The sequence below is a fragment of the Bradyrhizobium sp. HKCCYLRH3097 genome (genome assembly GCF_051167875.1).
Classification (GTDB): domain Bacteria; phylum Pseudomonadota; class Alphaproteobacteria; order Rhizobiales; family Xanthobacteraceae; genus Bradyrhizobium.
On sequence record NZ_JBNPTX010000006.1, the window covers coordinates 197,795 to 212,637 of the forward strand.

Annotated in this window: 15 protein-coding genes; 7 read left to right on the plus strand and 8 right to left on the minus strand. The window is 65.9% G+C overall.

From position 1 onward, the window contains the following. Positions 1-61: 61 nt before the first annotated feature. The 3 genes from ACQR0U_RS16890 to ACQR0U_RS16900 all read right to left on the minus strand — a co-directional run bounded on the left by ACQR0U_RS16890 (position 62) and on the right by ACQR0U_RS16900 (position 2,768). Positions 62-976: an SDR family oxidoreductase gene (locus ACQR0U_RS16890; RefSeq protein ID WP_315714927.1), complete on the minus strand. Its 915-nt coding sequence runs from the start codon at positions 974-976 to the stop codon at positions 62-64. 234 nt (positions 977-1,210) lie between these two features. Beyond that, on the minus strand, positions 1,211-2,350 hold the full coding sequence (locus tag ACQR0U_RS16895; RefSeq protein WP_315749200.1) for a thiolase C-terminal domain-containing protein: 1,140 nt from the start codon (positions 2,348-2,350) through the stop codon (positions 1,211-1,213). 4 nt (positions 2,351-2,354) lie between these two features. Beyond that, entirely contained in the window at positions 2,355-2,768 is a 414-nt protein-coding gene (locus ACQR0U_RS16900) for a Zn-ribbon domain-containing OB-fold protein (protein ID WP_434843541.1), read from the minus strand. A gap of 191 nt (positions 2,769-2,959) precedes the next feature. On the opposite strand from ACQR0U_RS16900, the gene ACQR0U_RS16905 reads away from it, so the two are divergent. The 5 genes from ACQR0U_RS16905 to ACQR0U_RS16925 all read left to right on the plus strand — a co-directional run bounded on the left by ACQR0U_RS16905 (position 2,960) and on the right by ACQR0U_RS16925 (position 7,572). Beyond that, entirely contained in the window at positions 2,960-3,283 is a 324-nt protein-coding gene (locus ACQR0U_RS16905; RefSeq protein ID WP_315714924.1) for an AtuA-related protein, read from the plus strand. 6 nt (positions 3,284-3,289) lie between these two features. Continuing rightward, positions 3,290-4,642, plus strand: a complete 1,353-nt coding sequence (locus ACQR0U_RS16910; protein ID WP_315714923.1) for an amidase — start codon at positions 3,290-3,292, stop codon at positions 4,640-4,642. A gap of 234 nt (positions 4,643-4,876) precedes the next feature. Continuing rightward, complete coding sequence (locus ACQR0U_RS16915) at positions 4,877-5,620, plus strand: 2OG-Fe(II) oxygenase (RefSeq protein WP_434843540.1); 744 nt, start codon at positions 4,877-4,879, stop codon at positions 5,618-5,620. Between the two features lie 3 nt (positions 5,621-5,623). Beyond that, positions 5,624-6,274, plus strand: a complete 651-nt coding sequence (gene alkB, locus ACQR0U_RS16920) for a DNA oxidative demethylase AlkB (RefSeq protein ID WP_315714921.1) — start codon at positions 5,624-5,626, stop codon at positions 6,272-6,274. Between the two features lie 74 nt (positions 6,275-6,348). Further along, complete coding sequence (locus ACQR0U_RS16925) at positions 6,349-7,572, plus strand: MFS transporter (protein ID WP_315714920.1); 1,224 nt, start codon at positions 6,349-6,351, stop codon at positions 7,570-7,572. Between the two features lie 6 nt (positions 7,573-7,578). On the opposite strand, the gene ACQR0U_RS16930 is transcribed toward ACQR0U_RS16925, so the two are convergent. The 5 genes from ACQR0U_RS16930 to hpaH are packed head-to-tail and all read right to left on the minus strand — an operon-like array spanning position 7,579 to position 12,880. Next, positions 7,579-9,213 (minus strand): thiamine pyrophosphate-dependent enzyme, encoded by a 1,635-nt coding sequence (locus ACQR0U_RS16930; RefSeq protein WP_316185192.1) that lies wholly within the window; start codon positions 9,211-9,213, stop codon positions 7,579-7,581. Between the two features lie 21 nt (positions 9,214-9,234). Next, positions 9,235-10,107, minus strand: a complete 873-nt coding sequence (locus tag ACQR0U_RS16935; protein WP_315826359.1) for a fumarylacetoacetate hydrolase family protein — start codon at positions 10,105-10,107, stop codon at positions 9,235-9,237. Positions 10,108-10,119: 12 nt separating this feature from the next. After that, positions 10,120-11,658 (minus strand): 5-carboxymethyl-2-hydroxymuconate semialdehyde dehydrogenase, encoded by a 1,539-nt coding sequence (gene hpaE / locus ACQR0U_RS16940; protein ID WP_316202250.1) that lies wholly within the window; start codon positions 11,656-11,658, stop codon positions 10,120-10,122. Then, positions 11,651-12,049 (minus strand): 5-carboxymethyl-2-hydroxymuconate Delta-isomerase, encoded by a 399-nt coding sequence (locus ACQR0U_RS16945; protein ID WP_315826358.1) that lies wholly within the window; start codon positions 12,047-12,049, stop codon positions 11,651-11,653. The genes hpaE and ACQR0U_RS16945 overlap by 8 nt, the downstream gene beginning before the upstream one ends. A 24-nt stretch (positions 12,050-12,073) precedes the next feature. Further along, complete coding sequence (hpaH, locus tag ACQR0U_RS16950) at positions 12,074-12,880, minus strand: 2-oxo-hept-4-ene-1,7-dioate hydratase (protein ID WP_316164391.1); 807 nt, start codon at positions 12,878-12,880, stop codon at positions 12,074-12,076. 186 nt (positions 12,881-13,066) lie between these two features. On the opposite strand from hpaH, the gene hpaR reads away from it, so the two are divergent. Both hpaR and ACQR0U_RS16960 read left to right on the plus strand, forming a co-directional pair. Then, positions 13,067-13,522 carry a homoprotocatechuate degradation operon regulator HpaR gene (gene hpaR, locus ACQR0U_RS16955; protein ID WP_409977900.1) on the plus strand — a complete coding sequence of 152 codons (456 nt, stop codon included), beginning with the start codon at positions 13,067-13,069 and terminating at the stop codon, positions 13,520-13,522. 158 nt (positions 13,523-13,680) lie between these two features. Then, complete coding sequence (locus ACQR0U_RS16960) at positions 13,681-14,766, plus strand: malate/lactate/ureidoglycolate dehydrogenase (RefSeq protein ID WP_315749216.1); 1,086 nt, start codon at positions 13,681-13,683, stop codon at positions 14,764-14,766. The last annotated feature ends 77 nt before the right edge of the window (positions 14,767-14,843 follow it).

A 14,843-nucleotide genomic window follows, 5' to 3' on the forward strand; every position in this document is an offset into this window, starting at 1 on the left:
TCTCGATAAAAAACAACTTGAGAGTGTGTGCGCTGCGAATGGACTTTGCGCGCTGCAAATCTCAGATCGGGTCCCAGCCGAACACGTCGGCGGAACGATCGAGCTTGTAGAACGACGGCTTCAGTGCCGGCATGCCATGCTCCGCAATGGTCTGCGGCGTCCAGCCTTCGCCGCGGTGCACCGAGCGCAATGGGCGCGACTGGCTCATCAGGAAGATCTCGTTCATGCGAACGGCGAAGATCTGGCCGGTGACGTCTTTCGAGGCATCGCTGAGCAGATAGGCGACGACGGGCGCGATCTTCTCGGGCCCCATCCGCTTCATGCGTTCGACGCGTTCCTTCTCGGCCTCGGTCTCCGCCGGGATGGTGCCGATCATTCGGCTCCAGGCAAACGGCGAGACGCAATTGGAACGCACGTTGAAGCGGCCCATGTCGAGCGCGATCGACTTCGACAGGCCGACGATGCCGAGCTTCGCCGCGGCGTAATTGGCCTGGCCATAATTGCCGATCAGGCCCGAGGTCGAGGTGAAATGGACGAAGGAGCCGCTCTCCTGCTCGCGGAACAGCCGCGCGGCGGAGTGAGCGACATAGAACGACCCCATCAGGTGGACCTTGATGACGGCTTCGAACGCCTCGATGCTCATCTTGTGGAAGATCATGTCGCGCAGGATGCCGGCATTGTTGACCACGCCGTCGAGCTTGCCGAAGTGGTCGGTCGCGGCCTTCACGATCTTGCTGGCCGGGATCGCTTCGGACACGCTCTCGAAATTCGCCACCGCCGTGCCGCCGCGCTTCTTGATTTCCTCGACCACTTCCTCCGCCGGCGCTGCGCTGGTGCCCGAGCCGTCGGACGCCACGCCGGGATCGTTGACGACGACCTTGGCGCCTTCGGCGGCGCACAGCAGCGCGATCTCGCGGCCGATGCCGCGGCCGGCGCCGGTGACGATGACGACTTTGTCCTGCAGCGATTTGGTCATGAGAGGTTCTCCTTAGCGTGATGTGCTGTTCATCCTGCCCCGTTTGCGTCAGGGCTATTGCATTTGACGAGACGGCTCAGATCAGCCGGGCTGCCTGCCAATATGTTGCTCCGTCATGCCCGGGCTTGTCCCGGGCATCCACGTCGTTCCGAGGGCGCCGGACGACGTGGATGGCCGGGACAAGCCCGGCCATGACGACAAAACGAAAGAGAGCGACCGGAACGGCGAGCGTCGTTACCTCTCGTTGGTGAAGATGATCGTCCCCGATGCGGCGAACATGCCGCCGACGCCGTGGCACACCGAGATCTTGGCTCCTGGTACCTGCGCCGGGGCGATGCCACGCATCTGGCGCACGCTCTCCTGCAACGCATACATGCCGTACATGCCCGAATGCATGTAGGACAGGCCGCCGCCATTGGTGTTGAGCGGCAGCTTGCCGCCGGGCCGTGTGTGACCGGCGGCGATGAACGGCCCGGTCTCCTCATGCGGCATGAAGCCGAGATCACCGAGACCGAACAGCGGCAGATGCGCGAACGCGTCGTAGATCATGAGATGGTCGACGTCGGCATGGCCGATGCCGGCCTCCTTGAAGGCGAGGGGGCCCGCGACCTTGAAGGCGCGCGATGAATTGAACGTCTCCATCTGGCTGACCATCGGCGTCTCCACGCTTTCGCCGGTGCCGAGAACATAGACTGGCCTCTGCGGAAAATCCTTGGCGCGATCGGCCGAGGTCAGGATCAGCGCGCCGCCGCCGTCGGTGACGAGGCAGCATTGCAGCAGCCGGAACGGATAGGCGATCATGCGCGAGTTCAGCACGTCCTCGACGGTGATCGGGTCCTTCATCATCGCGCGCGGGTTCTTTGCCGCCCATTCGCGCTGTACGACCGCAACCATCGCCAGCTGCTCATGGGTGATGCCGTACGTCTTCATGTAGCGCAGCACGGGGATCGGGAACATGCTGGGCGGCCCGTAGACGCCGAACGGCGCCTCGAACTGGCCCTGCAGGCTGTCCGGCGGGATCGAGCGCGGCAGCTTGCCGATCATCGATTTGCCGCTCTCGGCGTGGGTGATCAGCACGGTCTTGCATAGCCCGGCTTCGATCGCAGCCGCGGCGTGGCGGACATGCAGCATGAAGGAGCAGCCGCCGACCGAGGTGCCATCGACCCAGGTCGGTGTGATGCCGAGATAATGGCAGATCTGCTGCGGCGTCTCGACCGCGGTGGCGAAGCCGTCGATGTCCGACAGCTTGAGCCCGGCATCGGCGATGGCATTCAGTGCCGCGTCCGCATGCAGCTGGATCTGCGACATCGTCGGGATGATTCCGAGCTCGGTGGTCTCGGCCGCGCCGACCACGGCCACCTGGTTTCGACGCATGGCGCTATCCTTTCGCCGGCCGGAACAGGGGCAGGGTGATCTGCTCGTCCATTTTCTCGAATGTGACTTCGAGGGCCATGCCGAGCTCCAATGCCTCCGGTGTCTGCGGGCAGCCCGTGATGTTGCTCATCATGCGCGGGCCCTCTTCGAGCGCCACGACGGCAATGGCGTAGGGCGGCGTGAAGCCGGGCGCAGGGGGACGATGGTTGATGACGTAGCTGTAGAGCGTGCCTTTGCCCGTGGCCTTGAAGATGCTGACCTTGCGGCTGGCGCAGGCCGGACAGAATGGGCGCGGCGGGAAGTAGACGTGGGCACAGGCGTCGCAGCGCTGCAGCCGCAATTCGCCGGCCCGGGTGCCGTCCCAGAAATGCTGCGTCTCGGGTGTCGGTTTGGGGCGTGCACGCATCGGCTCGGCCATCCCGGTTGATCCTCCCTGCGGCGGGCTCCGTCGCCCGCTCCTTTGCATCCGTGATGCGCCATTTGACGCAGACGCGTCAACGGTCCATCACGCCACGCATGCGGCCCTCCGGGAGGCGCAGAGGTGTTTGGACGGCAATTGCCGCCTGATGAAAATTGGTCTTTGATGCTGGGAGTATGATCGGAGCCGAGATGAAGCTGCGTGACATCGCCCATTCCAGAACTGGCGACAAGGGTGACACCTCGAACATCTCGGTCATCGCCTACGACCCCAAGGATTACCCGCTGCTGCTCGCACAAGTCACGGCCGAGCGGGTGAAGGCGCACTTCGCCGGCATTGTCCAGGGCGGGGTGGTCCGCTATGAGCTGCCCAACATTGCGGCGCTGAATTTCGTGATGAGCCGGGCGCTCGGCGGCGGGGTCACCCGGTCGCTCGCGCTGGATGCGCACGGCAAGTCGCTGAGTTCCGCGCTGCTCGATCTGGACATCGCGGCCGATGCCGCAGACACGCGATAGGATGCCATGACCGTTTCGAATCCGACCCTGGCCGCGCTGGCCGACGATCTCGCCGCCGGTCGCACCACGTCCCGCAAGCTGGTGGAGGAGTGTCTCGCCCGGATCGCCGATCCCGCCGGTGAGGGCCAGCGCGCCTTCATCCATGTCGACAAGGAGGCCGCGCTGGCGGCGGCCGACGGCATGGACGCGCTGCGCAAGGCCAATGCGGCGCCGTCGCCCTACGCCGGCATTCCGGTCTCGATCAAGGACCTGTTCGACATCAAGGGCCAGGTCACCCGCGCCGGCTCGCGGGCGCTGGAGGATTCCGCGCCGGCCGAGGCCGATGCGCCGGCGGTGGCGCGGCTGCGCCGGGCCGGCTTCGTCGTGATCGGCCGCACCAACATGACCGAGTTCGCTTATTCCGGCATCGGCATCAACCCGCATTACGGCACGCCGAAGAGCGCCTGGAAGCGCGACGTCGGCCATGTGCCCGGCGGCTCGTCGTCGGGCGCCGCGGTCTCGATCGTCGATCGCATGGCCTATGGCGCGCTCGGCACCGACACCGGCGGCTCCTGCCGCATTCCCGCGGCCTTCAACGGCATCACGGGCTACAAGCCGACGCAGGCCCGCGTGCCGCTCGACGGCGGCGTGCCGCTGTCGACCACGCTCGACAGCTTTGGGCCGCTCGCCAACACGGTCGCCTGCTGTGCCGTCCTCGATTCCGTGCTGGCCGACGAGCCGGTCCGCCCGCTCGCGTCGCGCCCGGTGAAGGGTTTGCGGCTTGCGGTGCCCACCACGGTCGTGCTCGACGAGCTCGATGTCGAGGTCGCCGAGACCTTTGAGCGGGCGCTGCAGACGCTGGCGAAGCAGGGGGCGCTCATCGAGCGTATCGAATTCCCCGAGTTCCTCGACGTCGGCCTGATCGGCATGAAGGGCGGCTTCGCCGCCGCCGAGAGCTACGCCTGGCACCGCTTCCTGCTGACAGCCAAGGGCGACGTCTACGATCCGCGCGTGTCCGTCCGTATCATGCGCGGCGAGGCGATCACCGTGCCGGATTACATCGAGATGCTCAACGCGCGCCGCTCGCTGGTGAAGCGCGCCGCTGCACGCATCGCGCCCTACGATGCGCTGGCGATGCCGACCACGGCCAACGCGCCGCCTGTCATCGCCGATCTCGCCGACGACCAGGCCTTCGCCCGCGAGAACATCCGCGCTTTGCGCAATTGCACCTTCATCAACATGATCGACGGCTGCGCCATCTCGCTGCCGGCGCACCGCCACGGCGAGGTCCCGGTCGGCCTGATGCTGGCGCAGTCCGGCGGCCAGGACCGCAAACTGCTGGAGATCGCGGCTGGGGTCGAGGGCGTGGTGCGGGGCTGAGTAGGGAAAGAGCCCGGCGTTCCGACGCCGGATGGGAACCTGTCGTCGTTACGGTATCATCGACATGGATGCTACCGGAAATCGGGTGGTGCCCCGCTGGCCACTCCGTAACACTGTCGTCATTCCGGGATGCGCGCCCTTGCGCGCAGGCGCGGAATACATGACCACGATCGTACGTATGGATTCCGGGCTCGTCGCTTCGCGCCGCTCCGGAATGACAGCTGGAATGTCCGAATGACCAGGCTCAAACAGGCTGCGCTCGACATCGATACTCCCGCCGCGATCGGGATCGACCAGCTCGATTGGGCGATGGTCGAACGCGATCTCGATTCCAGCGGCTGCGCCGTGTTGACGCAGCTGCTGTCGTCGGAGGATTGCCGCGCCCTGGCGGCGCTCTATCCGGACGACCGGCACTTCCGCAGCCGCGTCGTCATGGCGCGGCATGGTTTCGGCCGCGGCGAGTACAAATATTTCAGTTATCCGCTGCCCGATCCGATCGCGCAGTTGCGGCCGCGGCTCTATTCGCATCTGGTGGCGATCGCCAACCGCTGGAATGCGACGATGGGGATCGACATCCAATTTCCCGCCGAGCACGACGACTTCCTGGCGCGCTGTCATGAGGCCGGCCAGATCAGGCCAACGCCGCTCTTGCTGCAATATGTCGAGGGCGACTACAACTGCCTGCACCAGGATCTCTATGGCGAGCACGTGTTTCCGCTGCAGGTCGCGATCCTGCTGTCGGAGCCGGGGCGCGATTTCGAGGGAGGCGAGTTCGTGCTGACCGAGCAGCGGCCGCGCATGCAGTCGCGCGCCGAGGTGGTGCCGCTCCGGCAGGGCGATGCGGTGGTGTTCGCGGTCCACAATCGCCCGGTCCAGGGCACGCGCGGCAGCTACCGTGTCAACATGCGTCATGGCGTGAGCCGGCTGCGTTCCGGCCGGCGGCATACGCTCGGCGTGATCTTTCACGATGCGAAGTAGCATATGACGGATCTGTTCGATGGATTTGAGATCGCCGGACCGGCGCGCGAGCCGCTCGCGCCCGGCGCGGTGCTGCTGCGTGGTTTTGCGCAGCCACATGCGACGGAGCTTCTGGCCGCGATCGAGGCGATCACCGCGCAGGCGCCGTTCCGCCGGATGATCACGCCCGGCGGGCACCAGATGTCGGTGGCCATGACGAATTGCGGCTCGGTCGGCTGGGTGACGGACCGCAGCGGCTATCGCTACGATCCCGTTGATCCAGACAGCGGACAGAGGTGGCCGGCGATGCCGCCGCTGTTGCGACAGCTCGCCGAGCAGGCGGCGAGCGAGGCAGGCTTTGCCGCCTTCGCGCCCGATGCCTGCCTGATCAATTGCTACGAGCCCGGCGCCAAGATGTCGCTGCATCAGGATCGCGACGAGCGCGACGTCGGCGCGCCGATCGTCTCGGTGTCATTGGGCCTTCCCGCGACGTTCCTGTTCGGCGGCCTCAAGCGCTCCGACAAGACGCAACGCTATCGGCTGGCCCATGGCGACGTCGTCGTCTGGGGCGGCCCGGCGCGGCTCGCCTTTCACGGCGTCGCGCCGCTCGCCGATGGCGAGCATGCTCGGCTCGGCCGCCGGCGCATCAACCTGACGTTCCGCCGCGCCCGATAGTCCTGGCCGCTCTGTGACGTTCCTCATTTTGCAGCGGGCATCCCTGGCTCTATGCTGCGCCCGGGAGAGGGGCCATGAGCACTGTCGAACTTGCGGACGAGCGGGCGCCTGCGGCGGCGCGAATAGGACTTCACCTTGCGCTGCTGCAGCTGGTGTTCACGCTGCTGTGGACGACCTACGTGATCTATCTGCCGAAGCTCGCCGCCCAGGCCGGCATCGCGCCCTCCGCCGTCGTTCTGATCCTGATGCTGGACCAGGCGATCTTCACATTGTCCGATACCGCGATGGGACTTGCGGCCGATCGCATCGGGCGCGCCGCCGCGCGGTTCGGTCTCTTCATCGGCCTGCTGACTGCGGTATCCTGCGCCGCCTTTGTCGCGCTGCCTTTCGTGGCGGCGTCCGCAGGTCCAGCGGTCTTCATCGGACTGATCGCGATCTGGGCGCTGACCTCGTCGGTCTTGCGCGCGCCGCCCTTGACGCTGCTCGGGCGCCATGCGGCCCGGCCGGCCATTCCGTTCCTGGCAGCGCTGGTCATGCTCGGCTATGGCGTGGCCGGCGCCGTGTCGCCCTATCTCGGCGTGATCCTGCGCGACTACGATCCGCGCCTGCCGTTCGTCATCTCATCGGCCGTGCTGCTGCTGACGGCGCTCGGTCTCTCGCGCATTCCGCAGGATAGCGGTCGGGCAGCGCAAGCAGCGGCCAAGCTCGAGCCCAGGCCACTGCGGGGACTGCCCCTGCTGTTCATCGGCGCCATGGTGATCCTCGCGCTCGGCTACCAGCTGCATTTCAGCATCAACAGCTCGGCCTTCTATCTCCGCTTCGCCAGGCCGGAGGACCTTTCCTGGCTGATGCCGGTGTTCTGGATCGGCTTCAACCTCGTGCTGTTCCCGGCCAGCGTGGTCGTCAAGCATCGCGGCGGGCTCATCGTGATGGGATTCGCCGGTCTGCTCGGTGCGCTCGCGATCGTGATCGCCGAGCTCGCGGGCGCATTGACCGTGCTGATCGTGGCGCAGTTCATCGCCGGGGCGGCCTGGGGCTGCATGATGATGAGCGCCATTTCCGCGGCGCTCGCGATCGGGACGAACGGCGCCGAGGGCAAGGTGACCGGGCTCGTGTTCTCGGCGCTGGCGCTGGCAACCTTCGCGCGGATCGCTGCCGTCGCCGGCGGTCTGCAGAAGTTGCCAGACTATGCGCCGCTGGTGCAGTGGGCGCCGGTCGCGTGCTGGCTCGTGGCCGGCGCGGGCCTGCTGGCGATGGCCGCCGCCGGATTGCAGGGACGCCGCGCGTCCCCGCCGTGAGGTCGATCAGATCCCTGGAGGCTTCGACGGATGGATGAAGGCCCAGGGCGAGACCTCGGAGTCGCGCGGCACCTCGATGTCGATCAGATATGGCCCGCCATGCGCCAGCGCCGTCTCAAGCGCGGATTTGAACTGATCGGGTGACGTGACCTTGCTGGCGGCGACGCCGAAGGATTCGGCGAGCGTGACGAAATCCGGATTGACGAGATCGGAGGCGACGACGCGGCCGTCGAAGCGTTCACGCTGGTCGCGCCGGACATTGCCATAGGAATTGTTGTTGAACACCAGGGTGACGACGCCGATGTTGTATTGCACGGCAGTCGCCAGCTCCTGCACGGCGAACATGAAACCGCCATCGCCGGTGATCGCGACCACAGGTCTGTCGGGATGCGCCACCTTGGCACCGAGCGCGGTGGGAAAACCCGCGCCGAGCGTGCCCTGATAGCCCGAGGTGATGAAGGTGCGCGGCTCGTAGACGGGAAAGCCGTACCAGGAGGCGAAGCCGACCTGCGACAGTTCGTCGGTGACGATGGCGTCGCGCGGCAGCACCTCGCGGAGCACGTTCAGATAGGCCATCTGCGGCTGTACCTTCTGGATCTCCTGCAAGGTCGCTGCGGTGACCTCCCGGATCGCGGCGCGGCGTCCCGAGCTCTTGCGGTACCCCGCCTTGCTCACAGCCGCGATGAGCGCGGCCGTGCCCGCCTTGGCATCGGCGACGATGCCGGCGTCGACGATCAGGCGCCGCATCTCCACCGGGTCGATGTCGATGCGGATCGACTTCAATCCATCCGGCTTGAACGGCCAGCGGAACGTGGTCGGCAGCTCCATGCGGGTGCCGATGCCGATCATCAGATCGGTGGTCGGCCACAGCTTGTAGGCTGAGGCCATGGTAAGCCCGAGCTCGTGTGCATTGGAGACGATGCCGCGTCCTGACCGGAAGGCGACGACCGGCGCGTCGATCATCTCGGCGAGCTCGAGGATGTCCTCGCGCGCCTCGATTGCGCCTGAGCCGACGAAGATCATCGGCGCCTTCGCGGACGTGATCAGCCCGGCCGCCTTGGCGATGCGGTCGGGATCGGGCTGCGGCGGCGCGAACTGTGCCAGCGGCATCGCCGCGGCGGTGGCCGCCTTCTGCGTGAACACGTCCCACGGCATCTCGAGCGCAGCGGGGCCGCGCCGCCCCGACATCATCTCCTGGAACGCGCGCGCGACCTGCGTCGGCGCGCAGTCGGGATATTCGATGCGCTCGGCCCATTTGACGAAGGTGCGCAGGGTCGCGAGCTGGTCCGGCATCTCGTGCAGATGGCCGCGGCCGCGGCCGAGATAGTCGGTCGGCACCTGGCCCGTGAGGCACAGCACCGGCTCGTTGCAGCCGAAGGCGGTGAGCAGTGCCGCGCCGGCGTTGAGCACGCCGGGACCCGGCACGACGCTGAACACGCCGGGCCTGCCGCTGGCGCGGGCATAGCCGAACGCCATGTAGCCGCAGGCCTGTTCGTGGCGGGCGCCGACGACCTTGAGCTGCGCCTGGTGGAAGGCATCGAACAGGCCATAGACCTGCGCTCCAGGCAGGCCGAACACGGTGTCGACGCCGTGGGCGACGAGCCCGCTGACGATGGCTTCGCCGCCGGTCATGGTGGTCATGCTGACATTCCGTTGCTGACTTTACAGAGCTTCGTCGACGACGCCATTGCGCAAGGTGCCGACGCCCTCGGCTTCGATCTCGATGACGTCGCCGGGCTTCAGATAACGCGGCGGATCGAACCGTGCACCGGCGCCGGTGGGCGTGCCCGTCACGATCACGTCACCGGGGACGAGCGTGGTGAAGGTCGAGATGTAGTTGATGAGGTAGCGGAAGCCGAAGATCAGCCGTGACGTGCGGTCGTCCTGGCGCAACTCGCCATTGACGCGCGTCGTCAGCCGGATATCGGCAATCTGGCTCTCATTCGTGTAGGGCACGATCCAAGGCCCGAGGCTGCCGGTCGAATCGAAGTTCTTGCCTTGGGTGACGTTGAACTTGGCATGCCGCACCCAGTCGCGGATGGTGCCCTCGTTGCAAAGCGTGAGTGCGGCGATGTGATCCAGCGCCTGGGCCTCCGGGATGTGACGGCCGGCCTTGCCGATGATCAGCACGAGCTCGCCTTCATAGTCGAGCTGCGGCGAGGCGCGGGGACGCACCAGGGGCGTTTCATGGCCGACGAAGGAGCGCGGCGTCCGCATGAACATCGACGGATATTTCGGCGCGTCCTGGCCATCCTTGTATTCGGCATTGCGGTCCGGATAGTTGACGCCGATGCAGATGATCTTCTCCGGCGAGGGGATCGGCGGCTGCCAGGTGATCGCGTCGAGGCCGTGATCCGGCGACAAGCCGGCTGCAGCATCGATCAGCCGGGGCAGGGCGCCGGCGGCAATCGCTTCGCGCAGGGTCGGATAGTCCTTGGCAAAGCGCGCGGAGAGATCGACGAGGCCCTTGTCGGTCACGAGCCCGTAGCGGACCGAACCATCGACGGCATAGGTGGCGAGGCGAGGGGAGGTCATGGGCAGTTCTCCTTAGACGCCGAGCCGCTGGATCTTGTGGGTGCCGCGCGCGAGCGAAACGTGCTTGGTCTCCATGTAGAAGTCGAACGAATAGTCGCCGCCGTCGCGGCCGATGCCCGATGCCTTCATGCCGCCGAACGGGGTTGGCAGGTGGCGGACATTCTCCGAGTTCAGCCAGATCATGCCGGCTTCCAGCGCGTCGGCGACGCGCAGCGCGCGGCCCATGTCGCCGGTCCAGACATAGCCGGTGAGGCCGTATTGCACGTCATTGGCGACCGCGATCGCGTCAGCCTCGTCGCGGAACGGGATCACGGTGAGGAACGGCCCGAACACCTCTTCTTGCGCCACGCGCATGGTCTGGCGCGCGCCGGTCACCAGTGTCGGCTCGACGTAATGCCCGCCGCCCGGGCCGTCGAACCGCTTGCCGCCGACGGCGATGATCGCACCGTCCTCGCGTGCAACGTCGACATAGGAGCAGACCTTGGCGAGATGCCGCTCGTGGATCAGCGGCCCGATCTCGGTGGCGGGATCGAGCGGATGACCCACTTTCAGCGCACGCACGCGCGCCGCAAGCTTGGCCGTGAAGGTCTCGGCGATGCTCTGCTGCACCAGCAGGCGGCTGGATGAGGTGCAGCGCTCACCGTTGAGCGAGTAGATCATGAACACGACGGCGTCGAGCGCGCGGTCGAGATCGGCATCGTCGAACACGATCACCGGGTTCTTGCCGCCGAGCTCGAAATGCACCCGCTTCAGGGTCGGTGCGCCCTGCGCCATGATCGCAGATCCCGTCGAGCTCTCGCCGACGAAGCCGATTGCCTTGATCGCGGGATGCTCGGTCAGCGCCTTGCCGGCCTCCTCCCCGAAGCCATGAACGGTGTTGAGGACGCCGTCGGGAATGCCGGCGTCCTTGGCGAGCTTGGCCAGCCACTGCGCCGTGATCGGCGACCATTCCGCCGGCTTGTGTACGACCGTGCAGCCGGCCGCGAGCGCCGGGGCGATCTTCCAGGTCGACAGCATGAACGGCGTGTTCCATGGCGTGATCACGCCGACCGGGCCGATCGGCACCCGCGTCGAGATGTTCCAATGCTCGTCGCTCGGCGTACTCAGGCCGTCACGCGCCTCGGTGCATTTGTCGGCGAAGAAGCGGAAGTTTTCCGCCGCGCGGACCGCGGCCTTGGCCATGAAGCGATAGGCCTGCCCGGTGTCGATGCATTCGAGCACGGCGATGTCGTCGGCATGGTCCTCGATCGCGTCGGCCACGCGATGCAGCAGCTTGCGCCGCATCGCCGGCGCCATGTCGCGCCAGGATCTGAAGGCGAGTGCGGCCGATGTCGCCGCGCGGTCGATGTCCTCTGCATTGCCGCGAGCGACCTTGGCCAGAACAGTGCCGTCGATCGGGGACTTCGTCTCGAACGTCGCGCCCGAGATCGCCGGCACCACCTTGCCGTCGATGAAGTGGCCGATGCCCTCGTCCTTCAGCTTCGCGAGCAGGGGAGCGGCACGGTCGAGATTGGCCTTGTAGATGTCGGTCTTGGGGCTGGCCTTATCCATGGGATGCCTCCGCTTTCAGGGCGTCGTGGATGTTGTTGCGCTTCCAGCTGGTCGCGGCGTCGTTGATCTGCATGTCGAAGGACAATGCGAACTTGGTGCTTGCGAAGACCGGATCGAGATACGCCGAGAGTGCCTTGAAGACGTGCTCGCCGGCCTTCTGCCGTGCCGCGAGGTCGCGGCCTTCGCCGAGCCGCAGCAGCATGGCGAGGAAGGCGGAGTCGGGCTTGCCGTCGGCGATCGCGTAGTGCTCGCAGCGGATCGCGCGCACGCGGATGCCGCCGATCGGAAAGATCCCGGTCTCGCTGGCGGCCTTGCGGACCACTTCGCAGACGTTGGCCATCACGACAAAGGCGTCGAGATTGGCGGAGTATTCGATGCTGAAATGCGGCATGATGCGGTCGCTCCGGGGCAGGCTTCAGGCGAAGTAACAGCTCACCGTCCCATACGGGCCGTAGTCGGCCTGGATCGTGTCGCCCTTGCGCGCCTCGATCGGCCGGATGAACGAGCCGGCAAGGACCACCTGTCCCGGCTCCAGCGCGAATCCATTTGCCGCGATCTTGTTGGCGAGCCACGCAACGGCCGTTGCCGGGTTGTTCAGCACGCCGGCGGCCAAGCCGGTCTCTTCCAGTTGACCGTTCTTATAACAGAGTGCGCCGATCCAGCGCAGGTCGGCATCGAGCGGCCGCAGCGGCCGGCCGCCGAGCACGATGCCGGCATTTGCGGCGTTGTCGGCGATCGTATCGAAGATCTTGCGGGTCGCCTTGGTCGCGGGATCCACCCGCTCGATCCGCGTATCCAGGATCTCGAGTGCCGGCACCACGAAATCCGTCGCGTTGAGTACGTCGAACAAGGTGCAGTCCGGTCCAGACAGACGGTGCTTCATGACGAAGGCAAGCTCCGCCTCGATACGCGTCGCGATGAAGCGGTCGGACGGCACCAGCCCGCCATCGGCAAAGAACATGTCGTCGAGCAGCACGCCCGAATCCGGTTCATCGATGTTCAGCGCGCTCTGCATCGCCTTCGATGTCAACCCGATCTTGTGACCCTTGATGACGCGGCCCGCGGCCACCTTGATGCTGATCCAGGCTTCCTGGATCGCATAGGCATCTGCGATGGTGATATCGGGAAACTCCTGCGACAACTGCCTGATCTGGCGGCGGCTCTTTTCGGCCTGATCCAGGCGTAAGGCGCAGCTATGAATCTGGTCGCTCGCAAGAGGCATGGTCTATCGCTCAGAAAAGAGATGGCGGCAGATGATTAACATGTTAAGTTTCAGTCGGCAAACCGAAAGGACGTTTGCTGCAGTGCAAATGTTCAGAATGGCCCACGGGAGATTGAGGAGATTGATGTGAGCGAGACCAGGGCCAAGGTCGCCAGGCAGGCTGCGAAGGAAGCGCGCAAGGTGCCGATGCGCGACTTCTCGCAGTCGCTGCCGATGGCCTTGTTGCGGGCGCGTGAGGCCGTGATGCGGCAGTTTCGCCCCAATCTGCGACAGCACGGCCTGACCGAGCAGCAATGGCGTATCTTGCGCGCGCTGGCGGCGGTCGATGTGATCGAGGTGACGGAGCTGGCGAGGGTCGCGTTCCTGCTCGGGCCCAGCCTGTCCCGCATCCTGCGCGATCTCGAGGCGCGCGGCCTGATTCAGCGCGAAGTCGATAGCCGCGACATGCGCAGGGGCGTGTTGTCGATCTCGGCCAAGGGCATGAAGCTGATCGCACAGGTCGCGCCGAGCTCAGAGGCGATCTATGCATCGATTGCCAGCCGGTATGGCGCCCGCAAGCTTGCCGCATTGCACAAGATGCTGGGCGAGCTGGAGCAGAGCATCGGCGGCGATCTCGACGCCTCCGACGACGGCGATGGCTGATCTGCCGCGGACCAAGCGCAATGACGCGGTCTCATGCTTGGCAGGCCGTTCGGCGTTTTGATAAGAAGCGATGCAGTCGAGCGGAGAGGGCGTGCGTCGCAGGCATGGCAAACCATGCTAACTCTGTTTTCGCATGCTGATCGAACCCGCGAGTTGTCATGGTCACTATCAAGGTTGCGCATCTCATCGATTTCGTTGCCGACGTCTTTGAACACGCCAATTCCTCGCCGGAGGAGGCCCGCCGGATCGCGACCTATCTGACGACGGCCAACCTGACAGGGCATGACAGCCACGGTGTGATCCGCGTGCCCGTCTATATCCGTTGGCAGAAGATGGGTTCGATCGTGCCCAACCAGACCGCAGAGGTCGTGGTCGACACCCCGTCGCTGGTGGTCGTCGACGGCAAGTTCGGCTACGGTCAGACCGTGACACCACAGGCCGTGAGGATCGGCATCGAGCGTTGCAAGAAGGGCGGCTTGGCTGCGTTGGCGCTGCGCAATTCCGGCCATCTCGGCCGGGTCGGCGACTGGGCGGAAATGGCCGCCGCCGAGGGGCTCGTCTCCATTCATTTCGTCACGGCCGCAGGTTCACTGCTGGTGGCGCCCTATGGCGGAGTCGAGAAGCGGTTCTCCACCGCGCCATATTGTGTCGGCATTCCGCGCCAGGGAAAGGATCCCATCGTGCTCGATTTCGCGACCTCGATCGTGGCCGAGGGAAAGGTCTTGGTGGCGAGCCGCGGCGGCAAGAAGCTGCCCAAGGGCGCCTTGATCGATGCCGACGGGACGCTCAGCGAGGATCCGGCGGTGCTCTATGGACCCTATGAGGCCGAGGGGACGCGCGACCACACCAAGGGGACGGGAGCGATCCGCGCCTTCGGCGAGCACAAGGGCTCTGGTCTCGCCTTCATCTGCGAGCTGCTCGGCGGCGCCTTGACCGGCACCGGGGCGACGTCGGCAAATCGGCGCTTTGCCAACGGCATGCTCGCGATCTACATCGACCCGAAGGTGGTCGATCCGGCGAGCTTCTTTGATGGTGAGATCAGCCGCTATACGGATTTCATCCGGGCGACCAAGCCGGTCTCCGGCGTTGATCAGGTGCTGGTGCCGGGCGATCCCGAGCGCAAGATGCGGGCCGAGCGTACGGCCAATGGCGTGCCCTTGCCCGATGACACCTGGGCGGCAATAGTGAACACGGCACGCGAAGTGGGTGTCAGCGAAGCGAGCATTCAGCGGGCGACATCGTGAAATCAGTGTGACTGCGGGTGGTGCGAAGCATCCATGCTCAGATTGAGCGGGATTGCATTGCGTTGCGCCATCGGCGA

Bases quoted from the DNA above. Each gene is read 5' to 3' on its own strand.
- ACQR0U_RS16890 (WP_315714927.1), bottom strand. From the start codon at position 976: ATGACCAAATCGCTGCAGGACAAAGTCGTCATCGTCACCGGCGCCGGC.
- ACQR0U_RS16895 (WP_315749200.1), bottom strand. From the start codon at position 2,350: ATGCGTCGAAACCAGGTGGCCGTGGTCGGCGCGGCCGAGACCACCGAG.
- ACQR0U_RS16900 (WP_434843541.1), bottom strand. From the start codon at position 2,768: ATGGCCGAGCCGATGCGTGCACGCCCCAAACCGACACCCGAGACGCAG.
- ACQR0U_RS16905 (WP_315714924.1), top strand. From the start codon at position 2,960: ATGAAGCTGCGTGACATCGCCCATTCCAGAACTGGCGACAAGGGTGAC.
- ACQR0U_RS16910 (WP_315714923.1), top strand. From the start codon at position 3,290: ATGACCGTTTCGAATCCGACCCTGGCCGCGCTGGCCGACGATCTCGCC.
- ACQR0U_RS16915 (WP_434843540.1), top strand. From the start codon at position 4,877: ATGACCAGGCTCAAACAGGCTGCGCTCGACATCGATACTCCCGCCGCG.
- alkB (WP_315714921.1), top strand. From the start codon at position 5,624: ATGACGGATCTGTTCGATGGATTTGAGATCGCCGGACCGGCGCGCGAG.
- ACQR0U_RS16925 (WP_315714920.1), top strand. From the start codon at position 6,349: ATGAGCACTGTCGAACTTGCGGACGAGCGGGCGCCTGCGGCGGCGCGA.
- ACQR0U_RS16930 (WP_316185192.1), bottom strand. From the start codon at position 9,213: ATGACCACCATGACCGGCGGCGAAGCCATCGTCAGCGGGCTCGTCGCC.
- ACQR0U_RS16935 (WP_315826359.1), bottom strand. From the start codon at position 10,107: ATGACCTCCCCTCGCCTCGCCACCTATGCCGTCGATGGTTCGGTCCGC.
- hpaE (WP_316202250.1), bottom strand. From the start codon at position 11,658: ATGGATAAGGCCAGCCCCAAGACCGACATCTACAAGGCCAATCTCGAC.
- ACQR0U_RS16945 (WP_315826358.1), bottom strand. From the start codon at position 12,049: ATGCCGCATTTCAGCATCGAATACTCCGCCAATCTCGACGCCTTTGTC.
- hpaH (WP_316164391.1), bottom strand. From the start codon at position 12,880: ATGCCTCTTGCGAGCGACCAGATTCATAGCTGCGCCTTACGCCTGGAT.
- hpaR (WP_409977900.1), top strand. From the start codon at position 13,067: ATGCGCGACTTCTCGCAGTCGCTGCCGATGGCCTTGTTGCGGGCGCGT.
- ACQR0U_RS16960 (WP_315749216.1), top strand. From the start codon at position 13,681: ATGGTCACTATCAAGGTTGCGCATCTCATCGATTTCGTTGCCGACGTC.